The organism is Leifsonia sp. NPDC077715, assembly GCF_040686855.1.
Lineage (GTDB): Bacteria > Actinomycetota > Actinomycetes > Actinomycetales > Microbacteriaceae > Leifsonia.
This window is the reverse complement of record NZ_JBFBOG010000002.1, coordinates 1,164,280-1,190,332: the sequence shown is the minus strand read 5'-3', so window position 1 is coordinate 1,190,332 and position 26,053 is coordinate 1,164,280. Positions and strand designations below refer to the sequence as shown.

The following is a 26,053-nucleotide window of genomic DNA, read 5'->3' as shown; positions in this document are numbered from 1 at the left end:
TGCGTCTCTGGAAGGACGCTCAGGAGGAACCTAGCGCACGGCGAGACCGCGCGAAGCCGCCGTTGCGGAAGCGTTACTTGAGCGACTTCTGCATCAGCACCGTGCCGAGCCATCGATCGAACTTGTAGCCGACGCGGCCCATGCGGCCGATCTCGGTGAAGCCGAAGTTCTCGTGCATCTTGATCGACGCCTCGGCGCCCTTGTCGGCGATGACCGCGATCATCTCCTTGAGGCCCGCCTCCTTGGACTTGTCGATCAGCGCCTGCATCAGCACCGTCCCGAGTCCCTTGCCGGTGGACGCGGCACCCAGGTAGATCGAGTTCTCGACCGTGAAGCGGTACGCGCGCTTCTGCTTCCACGGCGACACCAGCGCGTAGCCGAGGAGCTGGCCGGTCGGCGACACCGCGACGATGAACGGCATCCCGAGCTTCTTGAGGTAGGCGTACTTGCTCTTCCACTCGCGCAGCGTCATCGCGTCCTCGTCGAACGTGACCGTGCTGTTGGCGACGTAGTGGTTGTAGATCTCGCGGACGTGCGGGAGGTCGGCCGGCTCGGCGTCGCGGATGGCGTACTCGAACGGCGCCTCCGGCGTCTCCTGTTTGCGCAGGTGGCGCGGCAGGACGCGGCGCTCCTGGTATTCCTCTTCCAGCACGCCTTCAAGAGTACGTCGCCCGTGTTGCCGACGGGTTACGGATCCAGGGTCCAGTCGACCGGTTTCTCCCCCGCGCGTTCGAGGAGCGCATTCGCACGGGAGAACGGCTGGGACCCGAAGAAGCCGCGCGAGGCCGACAGCGGGCTGGGGTGGGCCGACTCGATGACCGGGTTGCCGTCGAGAAGCGGCTTCAACGTCGCGGCGTCGCGGCCCCACAGGATGGACACGAAGGGCCGGCCGCGGGCGACCAGCGAGCGGATGGCGTGCTCGGTGACCTCCTCCCACCCCTTCCCGCGGTGCGAGGCCGGCTCGCCGGGGCGGACGGTGAGGACGCGGTTGAGCAGCATCACCCCGCTCGACGACCAGCCGCTCAGGTCGCCGTCCGGCGGAGGCGTGACGCCGAGGTCGTCGCGCAGCTCCTTGTAGATGTTGCGGAGGCTGCCGGGAAGCGGACGCACGTGCCGCTCGACCGCGAACGAGAGGCCGATGGGATGCCCGGGAGTCGGATACGGGTCCTGCCCGACGATGAGCACCCGCACGTCCGCGAGCGGCGTCCGGAAGGCGCGCAACACGTTCTCGCCGGCCGGGAGGTACGGCCGCCCGGCCGCGACCTCGGCGCGCAGGAACTCCCCCATCGCGGCGATCCGATCGGCGACGGGCTCGAGCGCCCGCGCCCAGCCCGCATCCATCGAGCCGTCGGCGGCGAGCTCCGCCAGCGTCTTTGCCACGGCGGCGTCAGTGCGTCGCGGCGGTCACCGGCGGCAGCGCCGACCACGGGAAGGTGATCCAGCGGTCGGTGCGGCGCCACACGAAGTCGGGCTCGAGCACGGTTCGGGGCTTCGAGTAGAGGCACACCGTGCGCACGTCGGCGCCGGAGGCGGAGATCAGGTCGACGACCATGGCGAGCGTCCGCCCTGAGTCGGACACGTCATCCACCAGGAGCACCTTCTTGGCCTCCAGTGCCGCCGAGTCGAGCATCGGCGGCAGGACGACCGGCTCGGGGAGGCGCGAGTCGACGCCCGTATAGAACTCGACGTTCAGAGCGCCGCAGGCCTTGATGCCGAGGGCGTACGAGATGGCGCCGGCGAGCAGCAGACCGCCGCGCGCGATGGCGACGACCATGTCCGGCTCGTAGCCCGACTCGACCACCTCGCCGGCGAGATGGCGGGACGCCTCACCGAATTCGAGCCAGCCCAGGACCTCCCGTTCCGTCTCCTGAAGGACGTCTGCTCCGGAATCGTCGAGTTCGCTGGCCATCCATCTACCGTACCGGGGCGGCGCGGGTGTTAGCATCCGCGCATGACCTCGGAGAAGACGTCGACCCAGGGCCGCGCGACGGTCGCGATCGGCGCCACCGCCGCGCTCATCGGCTGGCTGGCCCTCGTGGAGCTGACGAGCGGCATCCTGCAGGGCTACTACGTGCCGCTGATCTCCGACATCGTGAAGCATCTGGGCATCCACGACGCCGACTACAACTGGTTCGAGGCGGCCCAGCTGCTGCTCTCCGCTCTGGTCGTGCCGGTGCTCGCGAAGCTCGGCGACATGTTCGGACACAAGCGCATCCTCCTCGTCGCGACGCTGCTCACGGCGCTCGCCAGCTGGGCGCTCGCGTTCTCGGGCGATTTCGTCACATACCTGGTCGCGTTCGCGCTGCAGGGGTTCTACGTGGTCTGGCTGCCGCTCGAGGTCGCCCTGATCTTCGACCGCGGCCGGCGGACGGGCACGGCCGCGTCCCGGACGCGACGGGCCGCCGGTCTGCTGGTCGTGGCCCTGGAGGCGGGGGCGATCGTGGGCGCGATCGGCGCCGGCCTCCTGTTCGAGGCGCTGGGCGGCGACGTCACCCTGACTCTGATCGTGCCGGCCGTCGCGGTCAGCCTGGTCTTCTTCGCGATCCTGTTCGGTGTGCCCGAGTCGGAGCCGGTGCCCGGCCGCACGCTTGACGGGATCGGGTTCTCGCTGCTCGCGCTCGGCCTGCTCCTGATCACGTCCGGGCTGACCTTCCTGCGGCTCAACGGCGTCGGCACCTGGTGGGTCTGGGGTCTCATCCTGCTCGGCATCCTCGCGTTCATCCCGTTCGGGCGCTGGGAGCTGAAGCAGGCCGACCCGGCCATCGACCTGCGCGTGCTGCGGCGCCCGGCGATGTGGCCGGTCCAGCTCACGGCGGGCCTGATCGGGATCAGCCTGCTCGGCGCGCAGGCGCCGCTGAGCACCTACGCGGGCACCGACCCGGCGAACGGCTACGGGCTCGGGCTGTCGGCCGGGCAGCGCAGCATCCTGATCGGCGCGTACCTGATCTCGATGATCGTCGGCGCCCTACTGTTCCCCCTGGTGTCTTCGTGGCTGACGCCCCGCGTGACCCTGATCGGGGCATCGTTCCTGGTCGCGATCGGATACCTGATGTTCCTGCCCTTCCACCTGCAGACGTGGGAGGTCTTCCTCAACATGGCCGTCGCCGGGATCGGCTCGGGCGCGCTCGTCGGAGCGCTCCCCGCCGCCGCCGCGGCCGCCGCCCCGCGCGGGCAGACCGGTGTCGCCACCGCGATGACGAACACCACCAAGACGGTCGGCGGATCCTTCGCCTCGGCGGTGTTCGGCGTGGTGCTGCTCACCGGCGCGGCCACGGTGACCGCCACGGCCGCCAGCCTCTTCGGCTACATGATCGTCTGGACCATCTGCGGCCTCGGCGCGCTCGTCGCCGCGGTGCTCCTCTTCTTCGTGCCGCGACTCGCGTTCGCGGACACCGAACCCGCCTTGGAGTGACCATGTCCGAGCAGCTCCCCGCCCCCGTCGCCGACGCGCTCACGCAGTTCCTGCTGGAGCAGAGACGCATCGCCCCCGGCCTGGTGAGCCGCGCGGTGGTCACCGGATCGGCGGTGGCCGGGGACTGGCATCCCGGCGTCAGCGACATCGACGTCGTCTTCGTCGTAACGCGCGACCCGGTGGACGACCTGCCGGCTCTCGCCGAGCTCCACGCCGCCTCCGACCCGCACATCGACGGCGTGTACCTCACCGAGTCCGAGATCGCGCGGGGACCGGACGTCATCGAGACCGCGCCGCAGGTGGTGGAGGGCGTGCTCGTCTCCCAGCTGCCCGGCGCGCAGCTCAGCTGGATCACCTGGCGGGAGCTGGAGTCCGGGGTGCAGGGCATCGTCGACGGCGGCGACGTCATCTGGTCGCCCGTCGCCGACCGGCACCCGAAGGCGGCGGAGGGCGTGGTCGCCTTCTCGCGGCAGAACCTGCAGGACTACTGGCAGGGCATCGGCGACGGCCTCGAACGCGAGATCGCCGACCGCCCGGACGACGGGCCGATCCGCGCGGAGACCGTGCGCTGGGTGGCGCTCGGACCGATCCGGCTCGTGGCGACCATCGACACCGGCGAGGTCGTGTCCAAGACCGCGGCGGCTTCGTACGCCGCGGAGCGCTGGCCGGAGCACGCGGAGCTGCTGGAGCGCGTCGTCCGCGACCGCGCGGGCGAGCGCCAGGAGTTCACGGCGGCGGACGGACGGGAGGCGGTGGAGCTGCTGCGGAAATGCGTGGCGGTGGCGGAGAGCTGACCGAGGTCGGAATGCCGAAGGGCCCGGCAGGAGCATCCCACCGGGCCCTTCGTGGCATCGCTCAGGCGCGCGCCGCCTCCGCGACGGAGCGGGCGGCGGCCAGGCCGGCCGACAGGTCCGCCTTGAGGTCGTCGATGTTCTCGAGGCCCACGGAGAGGCGGACGAGACCCGGGGTGACGCCCGCGGTCAGCTGCTGCTCGGGGGTGAGCTGCGAGTGCGTGGTCGACGCCGGGTGGATGACGAGGCTGCGCACATCGCCGATGTTGGCCAGGTGGCTGAACAGCTTGAGGCTGTCGACCAGTGCCGCTCCCGCATCCACGCCGCCCTTGAGCTCGAACGACAGCACCGCGCCGACGCCCTTCGGGGCGTACTTGTTGGCGGCCGCGTACCAGGGGCTGGTGGGCAGACCCGAGTAGTTCACCGAGGCCACGTCGGGGTGCGCCTCCAGGAACTCGGCGATCTCCTGCGCGTTCTGCGTGTGGCGCTCGACCCGCAGCGACAGGGTCTCGATGCCCTGGATGAGCTGCCAGGCGCTCGCCGGCGCGATGGCCGAGCCGAGGTCGCGGAGCAGCTGCACGCGAGCCTTGATGATGTAGGCGAGGCCGTCGCCGACCGCGGCCGTGTAGCTGGCGCCGTGGTACGACGGGTCCGGCTCGGTGAGGCCCGGGAACTTCTCGACGTTCTTCGACCACTCGAACTTCCCGCCGTCGACGATCACGCCGCCGATCACGGTGCCGTGGCCGCCGAGGAACTTGGTGGCCGAGTGGATGACGATGTCGGCGCCGGACTCGAACGGGCGGATGAGGTACGGGGTCGCGATCGTGTTGTCCACGATGAGCGGCACACCGGCCTCGTGCGCGACGTCGGCGACGAGCGCGATGTCGAGGATGTTGATCTTCGGGTTGCCGATGGTCTCCGCGAAGAACAGCTTGGTGTTCGGGCGGACCGCGCGGCGCCACTCCTCGGCGTCGTCCTGGTTCTCGACGAACGTGGTCTCGATGCCGAGCTTCGCCAGCGTGTACTTGAAGAGGTTGTACGTGCCGCCGTAGATCGAGCTGGAGGAGACGATGTGGTCGCCGGCCTGGGCGATGTTCAGCACCGCGAAGGTCTCGGCCGCCTGGCCCGAGGCGACCAGCAGGGCGCCGGTGCCGCCTTCGAGAGCCGCGACGCGCTCCTCCACGACGGCCTGCGTCGGATTCTGGATGCGCGTGTAGATGTTGCCGAACTCGGCCAGAGCGAAGAGGTTCTTGGCGTGCTCGGCATTGTTGAACACGTAGGACGTGGTCTGGTAGATCGGCGTCGCCCGGGCGTTGGTCACGGGGTCCGGTGCAGCTCCGGCGTGGATCTGCTTGGTTTCGAACTGCCAGTCGGCGGCGTCGGTCATGGCGTTTCTCCTTCGGGTGCTTCGGGTGCGCGGTCCTCAGAAGGCTAGACGCGCCGCCGCGCGCGGGCAACGCCCTCGAAACACGCCGTAACCCGGGAGAATGGCGGCATGAGCAGCAGACGCGTTGTCGTGACCGGAGCGAGTTCGGGGATCGGGGCGGCGACCGTCCGCGCCTTCCGCGGGGAAGGCTGGGATGTGGTCGCCGTCGCGCGCCGCGAGGACCGCCTGCGCGACCTCGCCGATGAGACCGGCGCCGAGTACGTGGTCGCCGACCTCACCAAGCAGGACGACGTGGATGGGCTCCGCGACCACCTCGCCGCGACCGGCGGGGTCCATGCCCTCGTGAACAACGCCGGCGGCGCGCACGGGCTCGACTCGGTCGAGTCGTCGAGCGTCGACGACTGGGTGTGGATGTACGAGATCAACGTCATCGGCACCAAGCGGGTCCTCTCGGCTCTGCTTCCGCTGCTGCGCCAGGGCGCCGCGGAGACGGGGCACGCCGACATCGCCGTGGTCACCTCCATCGCCGGGCTCACCGCGTACGTCGGCGGCGGCGGGTACAACGCCGCCAAGTTCGCCGAGCACGCGCTCACCGAGGTGCTGCGGCTGGAGCTCAACGGCGAGCCGATCCGCGTGGTCGAGATCGCGCCGGGGATGGTCGCCACCGAGGAGTTCTCGCTGGTCCGCTTCGGCGGCGACCAGGCGAAGCGCGACGCGGTCTACGAAGACGTTCCGGAACCGCTGTCGGCCGAGGACGTGGCGGAGACGATCGTCCACGCGCTCACGCTGCCCAGGCATGTCGACCTCGACCTGATCGTGGTCAAACCGGTCGCGCAGGCCGCGCCGTACCGGCTGCACAAGGGCCCTCTCGCCGTGAAGGGCGCGAAGGGCTGAGACTGTGGCCATGCCCGATCAGGACGAGGACCGCAGGCGTCACGCCTGGGAGCGGGTCACCGGCTACCCCGCCCTGGCGGCGTCGTTCCTGTTCCTGATCGCGTACTCGGTCGGCATCCTGTGGGTGGGTCAGCCACCGGAGGTCACAGTGACGGTCGCGGTCGTCCTCATCACGGTGTGGGCCTTCTACGTCATCGACTTCACCGTTCGGCTCGCGCTCTCGGCACACAAGGGCCGCTTCGTCCGGCACCATCCGATCGCCCTCCTGTCCGTGTTCCTCCCCCTCGCCCGGCCGTTCCTCCTGCTCACCGGACTCGCCCGGATCCGCGCCTTCCGCGGCAACACGCCGTCACATCTGCGGCGGCGGGTGGTGGTCTTCGCAGCGGCTTTCATCGTCACGTTCATCTACGTGATCTCGCTCGCCGAGCTCCACGTCGAGCGGTACGCCCCCGGGTCGAACATCAAGACGTTCGGGGACGCCGTGTGGTGGGCCTGCGTCACGATGGCCACGGTCGGATACGGCGACTACTACCCGGTGACGGCCGAGGGCCGCATTCTCGCCGTGATCCTGATGATGGGCGGCGTCGCGATCGTCGGAACCGCGAGCGCGACCATCGTCAACTACCTCAACGAGCGGACGCAGCACCTGCGCCGGCGTCCGGGCGACCAGGCCGATCCTCCCGACGGCAGCGACCGCGATCGCGGGTGACGGGGCTCTGTCGCGGCGGAGCGGTTCGTAACACGTGACCGCGATTCCGCGCGCTCGGGAAGAATGGACGCATGGACTGGCAGACCTCCGCGGACACGGCCCCGTCGAGCTTCATCACGGAGGCTCAGGCGCGGACGCTGCTCGGCAAGCCGCCGGCGAGCGGCGCCTGGAAGGAGTCCGACCCGGCCGCCGGCCGCCGGTTCGCGGGGATCGGCGCGTTCTCGTTCGAGAGCGGCGAGAGCCTTCCGTACGTCCGCATCGCCTACGAGACCTGGGGCGAGCTGTCCGAGGCGCGTGACAACGCCGTCCTCGTCCTCCACGCCCTCACCGGCGACGCGCACGCGGTCGGTCCTGCGGGACCGGGCCAGCGCACGGCGGGATGGTGGCAGGGCATCATCGGGCCGGGCAAGGCGATCGACACCGACCGCTGGTTCGTCGTCGTCCCCAACATGCTGGGCGGCTGCCAGGGCACGACCGGTCCCGCATCCCTCGCTCCCGACGGAGCGGAGTGGGGTTCGCGCTTCCCGTTCACGACCATCCGCGACCAGGTCGCTGCCCAGGCACGGCTCGCGGACGAACTCGGCCTCGATCGGTGGGCCGCGGTCGTCGGCGGTTCCATGGGCGGGATGCAGGCGCTGGAGTGGGCGGTGTCGTTCCCGGACCGCGTCGAGCGGCTGGCCGTGATCGCCGCTCCCCCGTTCTCGACCGCCGACCAGATCGCGCTCAACTCGGTGCAGATCGAGGCGGTCCGCACCGACCCGCTGTTCCGCGGCGGCCAGTACTACGACGCCGAAGACGGCGACGGCCCGCACCGCGGCCTCGCCCTCGCCCGCCGGATGGCTCTGCTCAACTACCGCAGCCCCTCGGAGCTCAACGAGCGATTCGAGCGCGCCTGGCAGAGCGGCATCAGCCCGCTCGGCGGCGGCGGCCGGTTCGCGGTCGAGTCCTACCTCGACTTCCACGGCAACAAGTTCGTCCGCCGCTTCGACGCCAACAGCTACATCACCCTCGTGGAGGCGATGAACTCCCACGATGTCGGACGCGGACGCGGCGGGCTGGCCGCCGCCCTCTCCCGGGTGACGGCGACGACGCTCGTCGTCGGCATCGACAGCGACCGGCTGTTCCCCGTCGAAGGACAGGACCTCATCGCCTACCACGTGCCGGACACGCTGGACGGTAGAGTTCCAGTGGTGATCCGCTCGGACTTCGGTCACGACGGGTTCCTGATCGAGGACGACGCCGTCAGCACGCAGCTGCGGCGACTGTTCGCCGTGTGACCGAGGTTGGAGGGGCATGTCGCGCATCCAGAAGGAGCGTGATCGTCTCCTCGCCTCCACTGCTCGCACCGTCGGTCTGACCGCGACGGCGACGGCGCTGATCTGCCTGAGCGTGCCCGGCTCCCTCCCCCTGCCGCTGTACCTCGCGTCCCTGGTCCTCGTCGTCTGCCTGGCGTACGCGCAGTGGCAGCTCGCCACGCTGCTCCGCCTCATGGTCTGGATGCCGGTGATCGTGGTCGCGGGCGTCGCGCTGATCCTCATCCACCTCCTCCCGGGCTCGCCGCTCGGACCGTCGGCGATCAGCGCGGTCGGCGTGATCGGCGCCGCCGCCGTGGCGTGCGTGTGCGTGCTGGCGGTGACGTCCCGGGCGCGCATCCTGCTGCTGGTCGTCTCGGCGCTGGCGACGCTGGCCGCCCTCGGGGTCACGCTCGGGATGACGCAGTCTCGCCTGATCGAACCGCTGGTCTTCACCGTCACCGGCTGGATCGCGCTGACCGCGACCGGCATCTGGCTCTCGCGCACCGTCCCGCGCACGCTGAAGCGCATCTCGACGATGAGCCGCGCCTACCGCGTCGAACGGCAGGCCAGCGAGACGGAGGCGCGCCGCCGGCAGAGCGCCCGCCTGCTGCACGACACCGTGCTGGCCACCCTCACCCTGCTCGCCCACTCCGGGGTCGGCGTCAGCCATGGCGCGCTGCGCGAGCAGGCGGCGGAGGACGCGGCCCTGCTCCGTCAGCTCCGGCTCGGCTTCACGCCCGACCCGGCTCGGTCCGGCGACTACAAGCTGAAGCCGGTGGAGGAGTCCGCGCTCGGCAAGACGCTGGAGTCGGTCAAGCAGCGCTTCCGCCGGATGGGGCTCGAGGTCAACTGGCACGGCGCCGGGCAGGTGCTGCTCCCCTCCGACGTGCTCGACGCGTTCCTGCTGGCGCTCGGCGAGTGCCTGGAGAACGTCCGCCGTCACTCCGGGGTCAATGAGGCGCATGTCACGATCACGGACGACGAGACGAACGTGCGCGCGATGGTCACCGACGCGGGGAAGGGCTTCGACGTCGCGACCATCGACACCGAACGCCTCGGCTTCACCGAGTCGATCGTCGCCCGCCTGCGCGACGTGGGCGGCAACGCCCGCCTGTTCTCGTCCCCCGGGAGCGGGACGACCGTGGTGCTGGAGGTTCCGAAGTGACCCGTCTCGACGAGCGCACCGTCCCGCGCAGCCCGATCGCCCGCGGCGCCGCCGGGGACGAGCAGGATGCGCTCGGCCGCGCCCGCCTCGACCTCGGCTTCAACGTGGCGACGGTCGCGCTGATCGCGTTCCTGCTCATCCTGTTCGCGATCAACGCGGGCGAGTACGCCCTGCTGGGGTTCACCGTCTCGGCGTGGGTGCTCCTCGGGGTGTCACTGGCCGGAGCCCTCGTGCTGCGGTTCCGCCTGCCGGATCAGCTTCCGCTCCCCCTCTACCTCGGCGCGCTCGCGCTGTGGGCGGGCGCCGTCGCCCTCGACATCGTGGGCACCTGGCCGCTCGACGGGGCGGTCGTGCCGTTGACGGCGGCCGCCGCGGTCGGGCCGGCGCTCCTGCTCTGCGCGCCGGTCCGCCCCGCCCGCGACATCGTCCTGGCCACCGCCGTGCTCGGTGCGACCCTCGCGGTCGTGGTCGTGTGGCGCGCTCTGCCCGACCTCCAGCTGCTCGGCCCTGGCGCGGTCACCGTGGCGATCGCGGTCGCCCCTCCGCTCGTCGGCGTGCAGATCGTCCGAAGCCTGCGCACCCTGGTGCAGCTGGAACTCGACCTCGTGCAGGTGCAGAGCACCGTCGTCTCCCCCGGCTACGCGGTCGGGATGCTGGCCTCGGAAGAGCTCGCCCGCCTCGACCTCGCCGCCGAACGGCTCCTCGACGGCGTCGCCACCGGCCGCACCCGCCTGCCGCTCGACGAGGACACGGCGGACGCGGCCGCCAGCATCGCGACGGAGCTCCGCCTCCACCTCATCCAGGGCCGCAAGGAGACCTGGCTCTACCACGCGGTCACGGAGTCGGCCCTGCTCGGCCCGTCGGTGACGCTGACCGACCCCGACGGCCTGGCCGCCTGGCTGAGCCGCGACCAGCGCGACGGGCTGCTCACCGCGGTCTGGCTGCTCATCAGCGACCCCGTGCGAACGGGCGCCGGAGCGCCCCGCACCCTCACGCTCGACCTCTCGCGCCCGGTCGGCACCTACCCGAAGTCCGCGAATCCCGGCGCGACGACGCTCATCGTGATCACGACCAGCGGTGTGCCGCGAAACGGGGTAGACCCCGCGGCATGGCAAGCTATCCGTAAAGTGGGGCGCTATGCGGAGTCGTTCTCCGGATCGGCCCTGCGGATCGAGATCACCTCGATCCGCGACACTTCCGCCGAACTGGGCTGACCCAGCGGTAGCACCGGGACAGAGAAAGGCACGACATGGGCGAGCAGCCGCCGATTCGGATCGCGATCGTCGATGACCACAAGATGCTCCTCGGAGCGCTCACCGAGTGGATCCGCAGCGCCGCGGACGACATCCGCATGGTGGCGGCGGTGGCCAGCTGGCCCGAGCTGCTGACGCATCCCGAGTTCCCGGTGGACGTGGTCCTCCTCGACCTGGACCTCAAGGACAACATCCCGATCTCGCTGAAGCTGTCGACGCTCAAGACGACCGGGGTGGCGACCGTGCTGATGAGCACGTACTCCGAGCCCGCTGTCGTCCGCGAGGCGCTGGCGGCCGGCGCGATGGGCTACCTGGTGAAGAGCGAGGACGCGGAGATGATCGTCGAGGCGATCCGCGCGGCCCGCAAGGGCGAGTCGTTCATCTCGGCAGAGCTCGACCTCGCGCTCAACGCCGGCGAGCTCGGCGGCGCTCCCAAGCTCAGCGCGCAGGAGCGCCGGGTCATGGCGCTGTACGGCGCCGGCGAGCCGGTCAAGGCGGTCGCGTTCCAGCTCGGCATCTCTGACGAGACGGCCAAGAGCTACCTCAAGCGCATCCGCGAGAAGTACCGCGTGGCCGGCTACGACGTCGGCACCAAGGTCGCCCTCCGCAAGCGCGCCATCCAGGACGGCATCCTGCTCCAGAACGACTGACGGCCACACCTCGCTGTCGAGTACACGAAGAGTGCACGGTTTCCGCGTGGGAACCGTGCACTCTTCGTGTACTCGAAGGTGGGGGCTAGTCGACCGGGATGGGGTCGGGGCGCTGGGCGTGGACCACGCCGGTGTCGACACCGCGGCGCTCGCGCGAGCGGTCGATGCCGAACGACAGCAGAGCGAGCAGGATGCCCGCGACGGCGAGGATGGCGCCGACCACGATCGGCGACAGGTAGCCGAGACCGGCCGCGATCGTGAGACCGCCGAGGGCCGCGCCCGACGCGTTCGCGATGTTCAGCGCCGAGTGGTTGAGGGCTGCGGCGATCGACTGGCTGTCGTGCGCCACATCCATCAGCCGGGTCTGGATGGTCGGCGAGAGCGCCGAGCAGGCGCCGGCCACCACGAACACCGACACGACGAGCCCGACGACCGTGGACGCCGTCAGCCACAGGGCCGCGAGGGCCACCAGCAGGATCGCGAAGAACAGCAGCATGCTGTTCCGGACGCTGTGGTCGGCCGCGCGCCCGCCGAGGATGTTGCCGACGGTCATGCCGAGACCGGCGACGATCAGGATGAGCGGCACCGACGCCTCCGGGAGCCCGGTCACCGTCGTGACGATCGGCGCGATGTACGTGTAGACGGCGAAGAACCCGCCGAAGCCGATCGCGCCGATCAGCAGTGCCAGCCAGACCTGGAGGCGGGTGAAGGCGCGCAGCTCGTTGCGCATGGTCGCCTTCGCGTCGCCGGCCTGCCAGGGGACGAGGAACGCCACGGCGACGAACGTCAGCGCGAAGATCGCGGCCACCACCAGGTAGGCGATGCGCCAGCCGTTGTGCTGCCCGATCCAGGTGATCGCGGGCACGCCGATGACGTTCGCGATCGTCAGCCCGGAGAGGACGAAGGCCACCCCGCGGCCGCGCTTCCCCGGACCCATGAGGGAGGCGGCGACCAGCGACGCGATGCCGAAGTACGCGCCGTGCGGCAGCGCCGAGACGAACCGGGCGAGCATCACGAGCTGGAACGTCGGCGCGACGGCCGATGCGATCGTGCCGACGGTGAAGGCGACCAGCAGCCACAGCAACAGCTTCTTGCGGGGCCAGCGCGCCGCGACCGCCGCGATGGTCGGCGCGCCGACCACCACTCCGAGCGCGTAGGCGGAGATGATCCAGCCGGCCTGGGCGTTCGCGTCGTCGGACGAGGTCGCGTACAGCTGCGGCAGCAGGTCGTGCGCGATGTTGGGCAGCAGGCCCATCGCGACGAACTCGGTGGAGCCGATGCCGAAGCCGCCGAGGGCGAGCGCCAGGAGAGCAAGACGAATACGGGCCGACGACATCGTCGTCGGCCCGTCGAGAATCGGGGTCACCCGCCGAGTCTATATCGAATCGTTTCGACCCGCGGCCATCGCCGCGGCGGATTCCTGCTCGAAGAAGTCGGCGACATCCACATCCCGGGTCTCCTCCGGGCGCGCGACGCCCGTGCGCACGGCGCCGACGATCGCGACGATGACGCAGCCGAGCACCACGCCTCCCACGAGCACGGCGATGAGCGCAAGCAGCGGTGCCAGGTAGATGAGCACGCCCATCACGGCGAGCACGATCGTGTTCAGGTCCACGTCAGTCCCCCTGCTCCAGCGCGGCCTCGAGCCGCTGCACCTTGCCCTCGAGCTCGCCGGTGTAGCCGGGGCGGATGTCGGCCTTCAGCACGAGCGAGACCCGCGTGCCGAACCGGCCCACCGCCTCCGTGGCGCGGCGGACGACGTCGAAGACCTCGTCCCACTCCCCCTCGATGGTCGTGAACATCGCGTCGGTGTGGTTCGGGAGCCCCGACTCGCGCACCACGCGGACGGCCGCGGCGACCGCGTCGTGCACCGACGCGTCGGCCCCCTCGCCACCGCTCGGGGCCACCGAGAACGCCACCAGCATGATTCCCCCTTCGACGGGATGGACGGGTCCCTCGATGATGTCACCTTCTGCGGGGGCGCGGCCAGCGAACCGGGTATCCGGACTAGCGCGGGTCGCCGCCCACCGGCTCCGCGTGCGCCCCGGGCTCCGACCTGAAGGGCCACGCGTGCGCCGGCACCAGGTCGCCGGCCGCCTCCTGGCGGTGGCGCCGCCGCCAGAGCGCGCCGATCGTCCAGCCCAGGATGACGAAGTACATGAGGTTCCGCAGGGTCAGCACCGCGACCATGACCGGATCCGGCACCAGCAGGAAGTCGTACAGGAACGGGTAGAACACCTGCGTCAGCCCCGCCGTCACCAGCACCAGGATGGCCGGCGTCCGGAATCCGCGGCCCTGGTACGTCAGCCCGATCACTACCGGCGCCGCGAGCCAGACCACGTACTGCGGCGACCCCACCTTGTTGAACGCGATGAACGCGGTCACCAGCGCGAGCGACAGCTCCGGCAGAATGCGCGTGTACGGCGTCCCGCGTCGGAGCGCCCGCACGCCGATCAGCGTCACGACGACCGCGGTCAGCGCGAACAGCGGGTTCATCAGGCTGCCCGCGATCCCGGTCCCGCTTCCGCTCACCTGGAACGTCAGCAGCTGCCGGTCGTAGTAGACGGCCGCGCCCGGCACGTGGAACGCGGCCTGCCACATCCAGATCGTGCTCACCGGCGCCTCGATCTGCAGGCCGCGGTCGGTCTGCATCGTGATGAAGCTGAGGATGTGCCACCCCGCGCCGAAGATCAGCGGCACCGCGACGATCACGGCCGACGTGACCACCGCGACGCGCACGATGTGCCAGCGCGACTTGAGCGCCACCACGGCGGCGAGGAGGATGGCGGCCGGCCAGACCTTGATCCACGTCGCGGCGGTGAGCACCACGACCGCGGCCCGTTCATGCAGGGTGAGCCAGAGCAGGCCGACGATGGCGAGGGACGCGGACACCGCATCCAGCCGCCCGACCGCGATCGGCCCGAGCAGCAGCAGGAAACCGAGCCACCACCACGCGGCGACGAGCCGGCGCGGCTCGCGGCCCACGATGAGCACCGCGAAGGCCGCCGCGTTGAGCAGCATCACCATGTTGAGCCACGCCCAGACGTAGCCGTGGTCGCCGAACAGCAGCGGCAGCATGATCGGCACGAGCGCACCGAACGGGTACACCCAGTCGGAGTCGACGCCGACGATCTGCGTGCCCTGCGCGGCGAGCTGCGCCCACGGCTTGTAGACCAGGAAGACGTCGCCGAGGCCCTTGCCCTGGTCGAGCGCCAGACCGCTGATGATGAGGTGCACGACGAGGAACGCGATCCAGAGCGTGAGGGGGCTGCGGATGATCCGGCGGACGGTGCCCGGATCCGCCTCCGGGATCGCCGACGCGCGGATCGGTGCCGCTTCCATCCCCATAGCGCCACATCCTAGGGGATGCGTCGAACGCGGTCCTGAACGCGATGCGATTGCGGTCAGCCGCGCCCGCGGACCAGCTCGCGGACGACATCGGGCAGGCCGTCGACGATGTCCAGCGCGACGATCGGGCCCCCGTCCGAGATGCGCTCCCCCGCGCGGCCGTGGACCCACGCGGCCGTCGCGCCGAGCGCGGCGAGCGCCGCGTGGCCGTCCTCGTCGATCTCGCGGGCGTGCGTCGCCACGAGCGCGCCCAGGACGCCGCCGAGCACGTCGCCGCTGCCCGCGGTGGCGAGCCACGCGGGACCGGCCGTCACCGCGTAGTGCGGGCCGCCGGGGGCGGCGACGTAGGTCGTGTGGCCCTTGAGCAGCACGGTCACCCCGAGGCTGTCGGCGGCCCGCACCGCCCACTCGGCCGGATCGGCCGTGATGTCGTCGGCGGTCACGGCATCCGAATCGTCGTCGGCCCGGGCGGCGAGCATCGTCGCGAGCTCGCGGAAGTGCGGCGTGACGATCACCGGCGCGGAGGCCCGGCCGACGAGGTCGAGCGCACCGGCGTCGATCACCAGCGGGCGGCCGTCGCGGAGTGCGGTGCGCAGCCGCTGGGCGTCGTCGTCGGGGCGGCTGGACGAATCCATGCCCGACCCGATCAGCCAGCCCTGGACGCCGCCCGGCGCCGTGACGATCTCGGGCCGCCGGCGGATGACCAGGTCGGTCGGCCGATCCGCGCCGAGGTACCGGATCATGCCGACGCCCGTGCGCGACGCCCCCTCCACGCCGAGCACCGCGGCGCCGGGGTACCGGTCGGAGCCGGTGACCACCCCGAGCACGCCGCGCGAGTACTTGTCGCTCGACTCCTGGGGCACCGCGATCCACGCCGCCGCGTCCTTCCCGTCCCACTGCTGCCACTGGGTCACCGGCCGCCTCCGCTCGCTCGTGTGTCCATCGTCCCCCATCGAACCCCGCGCCGCCCACGATAGGTTGAGAGCATGGCGATCAGCATCCCCGGAAAGGTGGTCGTGTTCGACTACGGCGAGGTCATCTCGGTGACCCCGACCCCGGAGGATCGCGCGGCGCTCACGGAGTTGGCCGGCGGCGACGCGGAGCGGTTCTGGCCCGCCTACTGGCGCCACCGCAACGCGCTCGATCAGGGCACGCTGAGCATCCAGTCGTACTGGCGCGGGATCGAGCGCGAGCTCGGCGAGAGCTGGGGCGACGCGACCGTGCACCGGCTGTGGCTGGCGGACTTCCGCAGCTGGCTCACGATCGACCACGACACGCTCGACGTGCTGCTCGACCTCAAGGAGGGCGGCACCCGGATGGCCCTGCTCTCCAACGCGGGACGCGACTTCGGGTCGTACTTCCGCCACGGGACGCTGGGCGACCTGTTCGAGCAGGTGTTCGTCAGCGGCGAGCTCGGCACCATCAAACCGAGCCCCGAGATCTTCGAGCACGTCATGTCCTCGCTCGGCGTCACCCCCGAGGAGACCGTGTTCATCGACAACAAGGAGGAGAACGTGCGCGGGGCCGAAGCGCTCGGCATCGCCGGCCACGTCTTCACGAGTCCTCAGGGTCTGCGGGCATATCTCGACGCGCTCGGGTCTTAGATGGAGACATGCCCTCTCTTTTCGACCCCCTGACCCTGCGCGGCGTCACCGCCCGCAACCGCATCTGGACCTCGCCGATGTGCCAGTACTCGGTCTTCGACCAGTCCGGCATCCCGAACACCTGGCACCTGGTCCACCTCGGCGCCTTCGCCACCGGCGGGAGCGGCCTCGTCTTCAGCGAAGCGACCGCTGTCAGCCCGGAGGGACGCATCAGCCCGGAGGACACCGGGATCTGGACGGACGAGCAGCGCGACGCGTGGAAGCCGATCGCCGCGTTCATCGCGGAGCAGGGCGCCGTTCCGGGCATCCAGCTCGCGCATGCCGGACGCAAGGCGTCCACCTTCTCGGGACTGGCCTCTGACGGGCGCACCGGCACCGTCCCGGAGAGCGAGGGCGGCTGGAAGACGGTCGCGCCGTCCGCCATCCCGTTCGACGGTTACGCCGTGCCGCAGGAGTTGGACGCCGCCGGCATCGACAAGGTCGTCGACGACTTCCGCAGCGCGACGCGGCGCTCGCTCGAGGCCGGTTTCCAGGTGCTCGAGATCCACGCGGCACACGGCTACCTCATCCACCAGTTCCTCTCGCCCATCTCGAACCAGCGCACGGACGAGTACGGCGGGTCGCTCGAGAACCGCGCCCGGCTGCTGCTGCGCGTGGTCGCGGCCGTCCGCGAGGAGGCGCCGGACGCTCCGCTGTTCGTCCGGTTCTCGGCGAGCGACTGGACCGAGGGCGGCTGGGACGAGCACCAGACCGCGACCGTCGCCGCATGGGCCCAGGACGCGGGAGCCGACTTCTTCGACATCTCCAGCGGTGGCATCCAGGCGGGCATCCGCATCCCCGTCGAGCCCGGCTATCAGGTGCCGTTCGCGCACCACGTGCGCAGCACGTCCGAGGTGGATGTGAGCGCGGTCGGGCTCATCACCACGCCGGAGCAGGCGGCCGAGATCGTCGAGAGCGGTCAGGCGGACGCGGTCATGCTGGCGCGCGAACTCCTCCGCGACCCGCACTTCCCGCTGCGGGCCGCGCACGAGCTGGGCGTCGAGATCGGCTACTGGCCGCCGCAGTACGTCCGCGCGAAGTGGCGCCGCTGAGCGCCGCGTCTCACGCCGGGCGGTCGGGTCAGGTGGGCTGGGTCAGGCAGAGGTAGTTGCCCTCGCTGTCCTGGAACCACGACGACCGCCCCATCTCGTCGGTCGCGATGCCGTTCTCGGTCTTGAGCCCGGGGAAGTCGTAGTCGGCGAAGACCACGCCGCGCTTCCGCAGGTGGGACATCGTCGCCTCGATGTCGTCGACCAGCCAGCACATCGCCGTGTTCTGCGCGGTGCCCGCATTGCCGGTCTCGTAGACGTAGATCTTGCCCTCGCCGCCGGTGCCGTACAGCACACCGCCGTCCGTGGTCCGCTCCGGTTCGAGCTCCAGCTTGTCGCGGTACCACGCGATGGCCCGCTGCAGGTCGGAGGCAGGAAGGACGGAGTACGTGACAGATGACTCCAACATGGTGATCCTCCTTGATCCAGGCGGAACGCTACGCCCGGGGGCGCTTGTGCGGGCTACCTGGAATCGGCGGTCTACACCCTGTGAATCCGCCTGAGAACTCCCGCAGGGTGCACATCCCGCCTCGATATACTGGCGGGCAAATGGACGACCCTCCCTCTCCCAGCCCATTCATGACGGCCCGCCCGCCCCGGACTCGGCGAGGTGAGCGGGGTGGCCTATGAATGGATCATGCTCGCGGTCGGCCTCCTGCTGACCGTCGGCACCGGACTGTTTGTCGCCAGCGAGTTCGCGCTGGTCAACCTCGACCGCGGCGACCTCGAGGCCCGGAGGGAGCGCGGCGAGTCGCGCCTGACGATGACCATCGCGGCGCTGAAGATCACGTCCACTCACCTGTCGAGCGCGCAGCTCGGCATCACCCTGACGACGCTGCTCACCGGTTACACGATGGAGCCGGCGATCAGCTCGCTGCTGCGCGGACCGCTGACCGCGACCGGGCTGCCCGAGGGCGCCGTGATGCCGGTCGCGACGATCGTCGCCATCACGATCGCCACCCTGCTCTCGATGATCCTCGGCGAGCTGGTGCCGAAGAACTTCGCGCTCGCGCTGCCGCTCGCGACGGCCAAGGTCGTCATCCCGTTCCAGACCGTGTTCACCGCGGTGTTCCGCCCCTTCGTCGGGCTGCTCAACGGCACGGCGAACGGCATCCTGCGACTGCTCGGCATCGAGCCCAAGGAGGAGCTGTCGGGCGCCCGCACGGCCGACGAGCTCTCGTCGCTGGTGCGCCGCTCCGCGAGCGCGGGCGTGCTGGAGGAGGACACGGCCACGCTCCTCAGCCGGACGCTCGCCTTCTCCAGCCGCAACGCCTCCGACGTGATGACGCCGCGGCCGCGGATCGAAGCGGTGCAGCGCACGGACCCCGCGCAGGCGGTCAGCGACCTGGCCCGCAAGACGGGCTACTCCCGCTTCCCCGTGATCGGCGACGACATCGACGACGTCGTCGGTGTGGTGCACGTCAAGCAGGCGGTCGGCGTCCCGCGCCAGCGCCGCGGCCGCGTCCCCGTGTCCGCCCTCATGACCGAGGCGCTGCGCGTGCCCGAGACGATGAACCTGGACACGCTGCTCGGCGAGCTCCGGGCCCGCGGCTACCAGCTCGCGATCGTCGTCGACGAGTACGGCGGAACGTCCGGCATCGCCACGCTGGAGGATCTGGTGGAGGAGATCGTCGGCGAGGTCGCGGACGAGCACGACCGCACCCGCGCCGGCGTCATCCGCGGGCGCGACTCCATCACCTTCCCCGGCATCCTGCGCCCCGACGAGCTCGAGGAACGCGCCGGCGTCACGGTGCCCGAGGAGGGCCCGTACGAGACCGTCGCCGGCTTCGTCATGAACGAGCTCGGGAGGCTGCCGAAGGTCGGTGACGAGGTGACCATCGACGGCGGCACGCTCCGCGTCGAACGCCTCGACGGCCGCCGCGTCGACCGCATCCGCTACACGCCCGATCCCGTCGTCGTGACCGAGGGCGCGAACGGAGAGGGGGTGCGGCATGAGTGACTGGGCCGGAATCGCCTGGCTGGTCGTGCTGCTCGCGGTCAACGCCTTCTTCGTCGGCGCCGAATTCGCCGTGATCTCCGCCCGCCGCTCCCAGATCGAACCGCTCGCGGAGCGCGGCAAGCGCAGCGCCCGCACCGCGCTGTTCGCCATGGAGCACGCGACGCTCATGCTGGCGACCACCCAGCTGGGCATCACGGTGTGCTCGCTGCTCATCCTGAACGTCTCCGAACCGGCGATCCACCACCTGCTCGAGGCCCCTCTGCACCTGACCGGCTGGTCGGAGGAGGTCATCGGCACCATCGCGTTCATCGTGGCGCTGGTGGTGGTTTCGTTCCTCCACGTCGTCTTCGGCGAGATGGTGCCGAAGAACATCTCCTTCTCGATGCCCGACAAGGCCGCCCTGCTGCTCGCGCCGCCGCTCGTCGGCATCGGCCGCGCCGTCCGGCCGATCATCGTCGCGCTCAATGCGACGGCGAACAGCGTGCTGCGACTGTTCCGCGTGGAGCCGAAAGACGAGGCGGCGAGCACCTTCACCCTCGACGAGGTGGCGACGATCGTGTCCCAGTCCACCCGGGAGGGCGTGCTGATGGACCGCACCGGCGCGCTGACGGCGGCGTTCGAGTTCACCGAGAAGAAGGTGCGGGATGTGGCGGTCGCGCTCGACGCGCTCGTCACGCTCCCGGCATCCCCGACCCCGGCCGACGTGGAGAAGGCCGTCGCCAAGCACGGCTTCTCCCGCTACGTGGTCCCGGATGCGGACGGCGAGCCGACCGGCTACCTCCACCTCAAGGACGTCCTCGACCTCGAGGAGACCGGCTTCGAGCTCCCCGTCCCCGCCAAGCGGATCCGCCGTCTGGTGACCGTGTTCTCGGGCAGCGACCTGGAGGACGCCCTGGCCACCATGCGCCGCTCGGGCAGCCACCTCGCGCGCGTTGTCGACGGCGAGGGAGCGACTGCGGGCGTGCTGTTCCTGGAGGACATCATCGAGGAGCTGGTCGGCGAAGTGCAGGACGCGACCCGGCGCAACTGAGCGGGTCGCTACCAGCTGACGGGGAGCGCCTTGCCCTCCTCGTAGCCCGCGGCCGATTGGATGCCGACCAGCGCACGCTCGTGGAACTCCGCGAGCGTGCGCGCTCCGGCGTACGTGAACGAGCTGCGGACGCCCGTCGTGATCATGTCGAGCAGGTCCTCCACCGACGGGCGCAGCGGGTCGAGGTAGATGCGGGAGCTCGAGATGCCCTCGGCGAAGAGCTCCTTGCGGGCAAGCTCGTACGCGTCCAGACGCTCGAAGCGTCCCTTGACCGCCTTGGTGGAGGCCATGCCCCAGCTCTCCTTGTAGAGCTGCCCGTTCGCGTCCCGATCCAGGGTGCCCGGCGCCTCGATCGTCCCGGCGAACCAGGATCCGATCATCACCGAGGCGCCGCCCGCGGCGAGCGCGAGCGCCACGTCGCGCGGGTACCGCACCCCGCCGTCCGCCCAGACGTGGGCCCCGAGCTCGCGGGCGGTGGCGCTGGTCTCGAGCACCGCGGAGAACTGCGGACGCCCGACCGCGGTCATCATGCGCGTCGTGCACATGGCGCCCGGACCCACGCCGACCTTGAGGATGTCTGCACCGGCGGCCACGAGGTCGCGGACCGCCTGCTCGGTCACCACGTTGCCCGCGACGATCGGCAGGCCGAGGTCGAGCGCCTTGACCGTGCGGATGGCGCGGATCATGCCGTCCTGGTCGCCGTGCGCCGTGTCGATCACGAGCACGTCGACGCCGGCCGCGGCGAGCGCCTTCGCCTTGCCCTCGACGTCGCCGTTGATGCCCACGGCGGCGGCGACGCGCAGGCGGCCGTGCGCGTCCAGCGCGGGCGTGTAGATCGTGGAGCGGAGGGCGCTGCGGCGCGAGAGCGTGCCGACGACCTTGCCGTGGTCCAGCACCGGCGCGAAGTCGAGCCCGGCGGCATCCATGACCCGGAAGGCGGCGCGACCGTCGGTCAGGTCCTCCGCGTCGAGGGAGGTGAGCGCACCGTGGAGGAGGTCGCCGATCCGCGCATCCGGCAGAGCCGAGCCCAGCTGCACCGCGGCCAGGCAGCCGAGGTAGGCGCCGGACGCGTCGCTCACCACGATCCCGTGCCCCTCCACCGGCGGGATGCGGCGCAGCACGTCCGCGACCGACTCGTCCGGGCGTGCGTCGTAGGGGGTGTCGAACCCGACCGGCTGCGCCTTCACCCAGCGGATCGCGTCGTCGAGGTCCTGCAGGCGCATGTCCTGCGGGAGCACGCCGAGACCGCCGCGCCGGGCGAGGGTCGCGGCAAGGCGCTTCCCCGTCACCGAGTTCATGTTGGCGGACACGATCGGGATGGTCGCACCCGTGCCGTCGTTGGGCGCGAGGGACACGTCCAGGCGGCTGGTGACGTTCGATCGCGACGGCACGAGGAACACGTCGGAGTAGGTGAGGTCGTGGCGCGGCGACGTTCCATAGAACTGCATGGGAATAACGCTATCCCGCTCTCCTGAGCGGCCGCACCCGGGCGTCGATGGGATTAGGCTTGATGCTCGGATGGAAGCGGGCGGTTCTTTGCCGCTCGGTCATGAGAAATCAACGGAGAGAGTGGGCGATCGGCTGTGTCGAGCCAATTGACCGGAGTGGGAACCGAAGACGGGTCCTCGGGCGAATTCGGAGCCAACGAATGGCTCGTCGACGAGCTGTACGAGCAGTTCGTGCAGGACAAGAACTCGGTCGACAAGTCGTGGTGGCCGATCCTCGAGAACTACCACCCGGCGGTGAAGGACGACTCCACGCCGTCGCCGGACGAGACCCCGGCACCGACGCCCGCCGAGCCCACCGCCCCGACCCCGTCGGAGCCCCTGGCGCCCTCCCCGGCTGAGCCGACCGCGCCGACCCCGTCCGAGCCGACGACACCGGCTCCCCCGGCGGGCGGCGCCCCCGCTCCGCACCCCAACGAGCCGAAGCCCGTCACCACCCCCATCCCGGTGATCGGCCAGCAGCCCGTCGCGCGCACTACCTCCGTCGCACCCAAGCCGACCCCCGTCCCGGCCGACGCTCCCGTGACCGCGCCCAACGCCACGGTCGACGCGGCGGAGGAGGACAAGGTCACCCCGCTCCGGGGCATGTCCAAGACCCTGGCCACGAACATGGACGCGTCGCTCACCGTCCCGACGGCGACGAGCGTCCGCACCATCCCGGCCAAGCTGATGATCGACAACCGCATCGTCATCAATAACCACCTCAAGCGCGCCCGCGGCGGCAAGGTCTCCTTCACGCACCTGATCGGCTGGGCGCTCGTCCAGGCGCTCAAGGAGTTCCCGAGCCAGAACGTCTACTACGAGGAGGTCGACGGCAAGCCGTCGGTCGTCGCTCCCGCGCACATCAACCTCGGCATCGCGATCGACCTCCCGAAGCCCGACGGCACCCGCGCCCTGCTCGTCCCGAGCATCAAGCGCGCCGACACCATGCGCTTCGGCGAATACCTCGCCGCCTACGAAGAGCTCGTCAGCAAGGCCCGCAACAACAAGCTGGCCGCGTCCGACTTCGCCGGCACCACGATCTCGCTCACCAACCCGGGCGGCATCGGCACCGTGCACTCCGTGCCCCGCCTGATGAAGGGCCAGGGCGCCATCATCGGCGCCGGCGCCCTCGAGTACCCGGCCGAGTTCCAGGGCTCCGCCGAGAAGACCCTCGCGGGCCTGGCGATCGGCAAGACGATCACGCTCACCAGCACGTACGACCACCGCGTCATCCAGGGAGCCGGCTCGGGCGAGTTCCTGAAGATCGTGCACGAGCTCCTGATCGGCAAGCGCAACTTCTACGAGGACATCTTCGCCGAGCTGCGCATCCCGTACATGCCGATCCACTGGAACCCGGACATCGCCGTCGACCTGGCCAGCGCCGTCGACAAGACCGCCCGCGTCCAGGAGCTCATCAACTCGTACCGCGTGCGCGGCCACCTGATGGCCGACATCGACCCGCTCGAGTACAAGCAGCGCACCCACCCCGACCTCGAGATCGAGAACCACGGCCTCACGTTCTGGGACCTCGACCGCGAGTTCGTCACCGGCCAGTTCGGCGGCGACCGCCGCAAGATGCTGCTCCGCGACATCCTCGGCGTGCTGCGCGACTCCTACTGCCGCACCGTGGGCATCGAGTACATGCACATCCAGGACCCGGCCCAGCGCAAGTGGTTCCAGGACAAGCTGGAGCGCCCCTACGAGAAGCCGAACCACGACGAGCAGCTGCGCATCCTGGGCAAGCTCAACGAGGCCGAGGCGTTCGAGACGTTCCTGCAGACCAAGTACGTCGGGCAGAAGCGCTTCAGCCTGGAGGGCGGCGAGTCCACCATCCCGCTGCTGGATGCGATCATCCAGGGCGCCGCAGAGGCGGGGATGGACGAGGTCGCGATCGGCATGGCCCACCGCGGCCGCCTCAACGTGCTGACGAACATCGCCGGCAAGACGTACGGCCAGATCTTCCGCGAGTTCGAGGGCACGCAGGACCCGAAGACCGTCCAGGGCTCGGGAGACGTCAAGTACCACCTCGGCACCGAGGGCACCTTCAAGGGCGCCGGCGGCGAGGAGATCCCGGTCTACCTCGCGGCGAACCCGTCGCACCTCGAGGCCGTCGACGGCGTCCTGGAGGGCATCGTCCGCGCCAAGCAGGACCGCCGCCCGGCGGGCACATTCCTGACGCTGCCGATCCTCATCCACGGCGACGCGGCCATGGCCGGCCAGGGCATCGTGGTCGAGCAGATGCAGATGTCGCAGCTGCGCGCCTACAAGACCGGCGGCACCATCCACGTCAACATCAACAACCAGGTCGGCTTCACCACGCCTCCCGGCGAGGGCCGGTCGTCGGTGTACTCGACGGACGTGGCCAAGACCATCCAAGCGCCGATCTTCCACGTGAACGGCGACGACCCGGAGGCCGTGGTCCGCGTCGCGGAGATCGCCTTCGCGTACCGCCAGGAGTTCAAGCGCGACGTCGTGATCGACCTCGTCTGCTACCGCCGCCGCGGTCACAACGAGGGCGACGACCCGTCGATGACCCAGCCGCTGATGTACAGCCTCATCGAGGCGAAGCGCTCCGTCCGCCGCCTCTACACCGAGGCGCTGGTCGGACGCGGTGACATCACCGAGGAGGAGTACGAGCAGGCGCACCGCGACTTCCAGGAGCGCCTGGAGCGCGCGTTCATGGAGACGCACGCCGCGCAGACCACGCCGACTCCGGTCCTCACCCCGGGCGACGAGGGCGACCTCGAGCAGCCGAACCACGGCGACGACGGCAACGTCGGCGAGCCGGAGACCACCGCGGTGAGCGAGCAGGTCATCCACATGATCGGCGACGCGTTCAACAACCCGCCCGCCGGCTTCACCGTGCACCCCAAGCTCCAGCAGCTGCTCAACAAGCGCAGCGAGATGAGCCGCAACGGCGGCATCGACTGGGGCTTCGGCGAACTCCTCGCGCTCGGCTCCCTGCTGGTGGAGGGCACTCCGGTGCGCCTCGCCGGCCAGGACGCGCGCCGCGGCACCTTCGTGCAGCGCCACGCCGTGCTGCACGACCGCGTGAACGGCCAGGAGTGGCTGCCGCTCGCGAACCTCAGCGACAACCAGGCGAAGTTCTGGATCTACGACTCGCTTCTCAGCGAGTACGCCGCGATGGGCTTCGAGTACGGCTACTCGGTCGAGCGTGCGGACGCGCTGGTGCTGTGGGAGGCGCAGTTCGGCGACTTCGCCAACGGCGCCCAGATCATCATCGACGAGTTCATCTCCTCCGCCGAGCAGAAGTGGGGCCAGCGCTCGTCGCTGGTGCTGCTCCTCCCCCACGGCTACGAGGGCCAGGGACCGGACCACTCCAGCGCCCGCATCGAGCGGTACCTGCAGCTGTGCGCCGAGAACAACATGACCGTCGCCCGCCCGTCGACCCCGGCGTCGTACTTCCACCTGCTGCGTCGCCAGGCCTACGCCCGTCCGCGCCGTCCGCTCGTCGTCTTCACCCCGAAGGCGATGCTCCGCCTGCGCGGCGCGTCGAGCAACGTCGAGGACTTCACGAACGGCCGCTTCGAGCCGGTGATCGACGACCAGCGGATCACCGACAAGGGCGCCGTGAAGCGCGTCCTGCTCATGGCAGGCAAGCTCTACTACGACCTGCTGAACGAGCTGGAGAAGAACCCGAACCCGGAGATCGCACTGGTGCGCGTGGAGCAGTTCTATCCGCTCCCCGGCGACGAGCTCAAGGCCGTGGTGGACTCGTACCCGAACGCGGAGCTCGTCTGGGTGCAGGACGAGCCGGAGAACCAGGGCGCCTGGCCGTTCATGATCCTGGAGACCTCGAAGCTCGGACCGCGCCCGCTCGGCGTCGTGTCGCGTGCGGCGTCCGCGTCGCCCGCCGCCGGTTCGGCGAAGCGCCACGCGCAGGAGCAGCAGATCCTGATCCAGCGCGCACTGACGCTGTAGGTCTGCCGCACGCCCGCCGGGGCGGCTAGGTTGGCACC

Annotated in this window: 24 protein-coding genes; 13 read left to right on the top strand and 11 right to left on the bottom strand. The window is 70.5% G+C overall.

The genetic code is table 11. The annotated features are described in order from the left end of the window. Positions 1-73 precede the first annotated feature (73 nt). Genes AB0P25_RS12720 through AB0P25_RS12710 form a run of 3 tightly spaced genes read right to left on the bottom strand, consistent with a single transcriptional unit; the run spans position 74 to position 1,909 of the window. Entirely contained in the window at positions 74-652 is a 579-nt protein-coding gene (locus AB0P25_RS12720) for an N-acetyltransferase family protein (RefSeq protein WP_363807778.1), read from the bottom strand. Between the two features lie 35 nt (positions 653-687). Further along, positions 688-1,380, bottom strand: a complete 693-nt coding sequence (locus tag AB0P25_RS12715) for a uracil-DNA glycosylase (RefSeq protein WP_363807777.1) — start codon at positions 1,378-1,380, stop codon at positions 688-690. Positions 1,381-1,387: 7 nt separating this feature from the next. Next, on the bottom strand, positions 1,388-1,909 hold the full coding sequence (locus tag AB0P25_RS12710) for a phosphoribosyltransferase (RefSeq protein ID WP_363807776.1): 522 nt from the start codon (positions 1,907-1,909) through the stop codon (positions 1,388-1,390). A 42-nt stretch (positions 1,910-1,951) separates the two neighbouring features. Here AB0P25_RS12710 and AB0P25_RS12705 point away from each other — a divergent pair, with 42 nt between their 5' ends. Together AB0P25_RS12705 and AB0P25_RS12700 are read left to right on the top strand one after the other, a co-directional pair. Further along, the gene (locus AB0P25_RS12705; RefSeq protein ID WP_363807774.1) at positions 1,952-3,412 is read left to right on the top strand and encodes an MFS transporter; all 1,461 of its coding nucleotides are present in this window, start codon (positions 1,952-1,954) and stop codon (positions 3,410-3,412) included. A gap of 2 nt (positions 3,413-3,414) precedes the next feature. Further along, positions 3,415-4,206 (top strand): nucleotidyltransferase domain-containing protein, encoded by a 792-nt coding sequence (locus AB0P25_RS12700; RefSeq protein ID WP_363807773.1) that lies wholly within the window; start codon positions 3,415-3,417, stop codon positions 4,204-4,206. 61 nt (positions 4,207-4,267) lie between these two features. On the opposite strand, the gene AB0P25_RS12695 is transcribed toward AB0P25_RS12700, so the two are convergent. Continuing rightward, a complete protein-coding gene (locus tag AB0P25_RS12695; protein ID WP_064111219.1) occupies positions 4,268-5,590 on the bottom strand; it encodes a bifunctional o-acetylhomoserine/o-acetylserine sulfhydrylase in 1,323 nt (440 codons plus the stop codon). A 108-nt stretch (positions 5,591-5,698) separates the two neighbouring features. Between AB0P25_RS12695 and AB0P25_RS12690 the strand changes: the two genes are divergently transcribed. The 6 genes from AB0P25_RS12690 (at position 5,699) to AB0P25_RS12665 (ending at position 11,556) form a co-directional block, all read left to right on the top strand. After that, complete coding sequence (locus AB0P25_RS12690; RefSeq protein ID WP_363807771.1) at positions 5,699-6,484, top strand: SDR family oxidoreductase; 786 nt, start codon at positions 5,699-5,701, stop codon at positions 6,482-6,484. Positions 6,485-6,494: 10 nt separating this feature from the next. Continuing rightward, the gene (locus tag AB0P25_RS12685; RefSeq protein ID WP_363807769.1) at positions 6,495-7,193 is read left to right on the top strand and encodes an ion channel; all 699 of its coding nucleotides are present in this window, start codon (positions 6,495-6,497) and stop codon (positions 7,191-7,193) included. A 71-nt stretch (positions 7,194-7,264) separates the two neighbouring features. After that, complete coding sequence (locus AB0P25_RS12680; RefSeq protein WP_363807768.1) at positions 7,265-8,470, top strand: homoserine O-acetyltransferase; 1,206 nt, start codon at positions 7,265-7,267, stop codon at positions 8,468-8,470. Positions 8,471-8,486: 16 nt separating this feature from the next. After that, entirely contained in the window at positions 8,487-9,653 is a 1,167-nt protein-coding gene (locus AB0P25_RS12675) for an ATP-binding protein (protein ID WP_363807767.1), read from the top strand. Then, the gene (locus AB0P25_RS12670) at positions 9,650-10,867 is read left to right on the top strand and encodes a hypothetical protein (protein WP_363807765.1); all 1,218 of its coding nucleotides are present in this window, start codon (positions 9,650-9,652) and stop codon (positions 10,865-10,867) included. The genes AB0P25_RS12675 and AB0P25_RS12670 overlap by 4 nt, the downstream gene beginning before the upstream one ends. A 35-nt stretch (positions 10,868-10,902) precedes the next feature. Continuing rightward, the gene (locus tag AB0P25_RS12665; RefSeq protein WP_064111214.1) at positions 10,903-11,556 is read left to right on the top strand and encodes a response regulator transcription factor; all 654 of its coding nucleotides are present in this window, start codon (positions 10,903-10,905) and stop codon (positions 11,554-11,556) included. A gap of 85 nt (positions 11,557-11,641) precedes the next feature. Here AB0P25_RS12665 and AB0P25_RS12660 read toward each other — a convergent pair whose 3' ends face one another. The 5 genes from AB0P25_RS12660 to AB0P25_RS12640 all read right to left on the bottom strand — a co-directional run bounded on the left by AB0P25_RS12660 (position 11,642) and on the right by AB0P25_RS12640 (position 15,818). Next, a complete protein-coding gene (locus tag AB0P25_RS12660; protein WP_363807764.1) occupies positions 11,642-12,922 on the bottom strand; it encodes an MFS transporter in 1,281 nt (426 codons plus the stop codon). 9 nt (positions 12,923-12,931) lie between these two features. Next, on the bottom strand, positions 12,932-13,171 hold the full coding sequence (locus AB0P25_RS12655) for a hypothetical protein (protein WP_363807762.1): 240 nt from the start codon (positions 13,169-13,171) through the stop codon (positions 12,932-12,934). 1 nt (position 13,172) lies between these two features. Next, positions 13,173-13,481 carry a thiamine-binding protein gene (locus AB0P25_RS12650; protein ID WP_363807760.1) on the bottom strand — a complete coding sequence of 103 codons (309 nt, stop codon included), beginning with the start codon at positions 13,479-13,481 and terminating at the stop codon, positions 13,173-13,175. 82 nt (positions 13,482-13,563) lie between these two features. After that, a complete protein-coding gene (locus AB0P25_RS12645) occupies positions 13,564-14,904 on the bottom strand; it encodes a hypothetical protein (protein ID WP_363807759.1) in 1,341 nt (446 codons plus the stop codon). A gap of 56 nt (positions 14,905-14,960) precedes the next feature. Next, positions 14,961-15,818 (bottom strand): ADP/ATP-dependent (S)-NAD(P)H-hydrate dehydratase, encoded by an 858-nt coding sequence (locus AB0P25_RS12640; protein ID WP_363807757.1) that lies wholly within the window; start codon positions 15,816-15,818, stop codon positions 14,961-14,963. 72 nt (positions 15,819-15,890) lie between these two features. Between AB0P25_RS12640 and AB0P25_RS12635 the strand changes: the two genes are divergently transcribed. Together AB0P25_RS12635 and AB0P25_RS12630 are read left to right on the top strand one after the other, a co-directional pair. Further along, positions 15,891-16,508: an HAD family phosphatase gene (locus AB0P25_RS12635; RefSeq protein ID WP_363807756.1), complete on the top strand. Its 618-nt coding sequence runs from the start codon at positions 15,891-15,893 to the stop codon at positions 16,506-16,508. An 8-nt stretch (positions 16,509-16,516) separates the two neighbouring features. Beyond that, the gene (locus AB0P25_RS12630; protein WP_363807755.1) at positions 16,517-17,599 is read left to right on the top strand and encodes an NADH:flavin oxidoreductase/NADH oxidase; all 1,083 of its coding nucleotides are present in this window, start codon (positions 16,517-16,519) and stop codon (positions 17,597-17,599) included. A gap of 28 nt (positions 17,600-17,627) precedes the next feature. Here AB0P25_RS12630 and AB0P25_RS12625 read toward each other — a convergent pair whose 3' ends face one another. Continuing rightward, the gene (locus tag AB0P25_RS12625) at positions 17,628-18,005 is read right to left on the bottom strand and encodes a VOC family protein (RefSeq protein ID WP_363807754.1); all 378 of its coding nucleotides are present in this window, start codon (positions 18,003-18,005) and stop codon (positions 17,628-17,630) included. Between the two features lie 201 nt (positions 18,006-18,206). Between AB0P25_RS12625 and AB0P25_RS12620 the strand changes: the two genes are divergently transcribed. Next, entirely contained in the window at positions 18,207-19,556 is a 1,350-nt protein-coding gene (locus AB0P25_RS12620; protein ID WP_363807752.1) for a hemolysin family protein, read from the top strand. Beyond that, positions 19,549-20,586: a hemolysin family protein gene (locus AB0P25_RS12615; RefSeq protein WP_363807751.1), complete on the top strand. Its 1,038-nt coding sequence runs from the start codon at positions 19,549-19,551 to the stop codon at positions 20,584-20,586. Before AB0P25_RS12620 ends, AB0P25_RS12615 begins: the two co-directional genes overlap by 8 nt. An 8-nt stretch (positions 20,587-20,594) precedes the next feature. Here the strand turns inward: AB0P25_RS12615 and AB0P25_RS12610 are convergent, their stop codons facing one another. Then, the gene (locus AB0P25_RS12610) at positions 20,595-22,034 is read right to left on the bottom strand and encodes a GuaB1 family IMP dehydrogenase-related protein (protein WP_363807750.1); all 1,440 of its coding nucleotides are present in this window, start codon (positions 22,032-22,034) and stop codon (positions 20,595-20,597) included. Positions 22,035-22,169: 135 nt separating this feature from the next. Here AB0P25_RS12610 and AB0P25_RS12605 point away from each other — a divergent pair, with 135 nt between their 5' ends. Further along, positions 22,170-26,015, top strand: coding sequence for a multifunctional oxoglutarate decarboxylase/oxoglutarate dehydrogenase thiamine pyrophosphate-binding subunit/dihydrolipoyllysine-residue succinyltransferase subunit (locus tag AB0P25_RS12605; protein ID WP_363807749.1), 3,846 nt, complete (start codon positions 22,170-22,172; stop codon positions 26,013-26,015). Positions 26,016-26,053: the final 38 nt, after the last annotated feature.

Excerpts from the sequence above, each read along its gene's own strand:
- AB0P25_RS12675 (WP_363807767.1), top strand. The coding sequence starts at position 8,487 with ATGTCGCGCATCCAGAAGGAGCGTGATCGTCTCCTCGCCTCCACTGCT.
- AB0P25_RS12615 (WP_363807751.1), top strand. The coding sequence starts at position 19,549 with ATGAGTGACTGGGCCGGAATCGCCTGGCTGGTCGTGCTGCTCGCGGTC.
- AB0P25_RS12625 (WP_363807754.1), bottom strand. The coding sequence starts at position 18,005 with ATGTTGGAGTCATCTGTCACGTACTCCGTCCTTCCTGCCTCCGACCTG.
- AB0P25_RS12665 (WP_064111214.1), top strand. The coding sequence starts at position 10,903 with ATGGGCGAGCAGCCGCCGATTCGGATCGCGATCGTCGATGACCACAAG.
- AB0P25_RS12710 (WP_363807776.1), bottom strand. The coding sequence starts at position 1,909 with ATGGCCAGCGAACTCGACGATTCCGGAGCAGACGTCCTTCAGGAGACG.
- AB0P25_RS12705 (WP_363807774.1), top strand. The coding sequence starts at position 1,952 with ATGACCTCGGAGAAGACGTCGACCCAGGGCCGCGCGACGGTCGCGATC.
- AB0P25_RS12685 (WP_363807769.1), top strand. The coding sequence starts at position 6,495 with ATGCCCGATCAGGACGAGGACCGCAGGCGTCACGCCTGGGAGCGGGTC.
- AB0P25_RS12695 (WP_064111219.1), bottom strand. The coding sequence starts at position 5,590 with ATGACCGACGCCGCCGACTGGCAGTTCGAAACCAAGCAGATCCACGCC.
- AB0P25_RS12690 (WP_363807771.1), top strand. The coding sequence starts at position 5,699 with ATGAGCAGCAGACGCGTTGTCGTGACCGGAGCGAGTTCGGGGATCGGG.
- AB0P25_RS12635 (WP_363807756.1), top strand. The coding sequence starts at position 15,891 with ATGGCGATCAGCATCCCCGGAAAGGTGGTCGTGTTCGACTACGGCGAG.
- AB0P25_RS12700 (WP_363807773.1), top strand. The coding sequence starts at position 3,415 with ATGTCCGAGCAGCTCCCCGCCCCCGTCGCCGACGCGCTCACGCAGTTC.
- AB0P25_RS12680 (WP_363807768.1), top strand. The coding sequence starts at position 7,265 with ATGGACTGGCAGACCTCCGCGGACACGGCCCCGTCGAGCTTCATCACG.
- AB0P25_RS12630 (WP_363807755.1), top strand. The coding sequence starts at position 16,517 with ATGCCCTCTCTTTTCGACCCCCTGACCCTGCGCGGCGTCACCGCCCGC.
- AB0P25_RS12650 (WP_363807760.1), bottom strand. The coding sequence starts at position 13,481 with ATGCTGGTGGCGTTCTCGGTGGCCCCGAGCGGTGGCGAGGGGGCCGAC.
- AB0P25_RS12645 (WP_363807759.1), bottom strand. The coding sequence starts at position 14,904 with ATGGGGATGGAAGCGGCACCGATCCGCGCGTCGGCGATCCCGGAGGCG.
- AB0P25_RS12610 (WP_363807750.1), bottom strand. The coding sequence starts at position 22,034 with ATGCAGTTCTATGGAACGTCGCCGCGCCACGACCTCACCTACTCCGAC.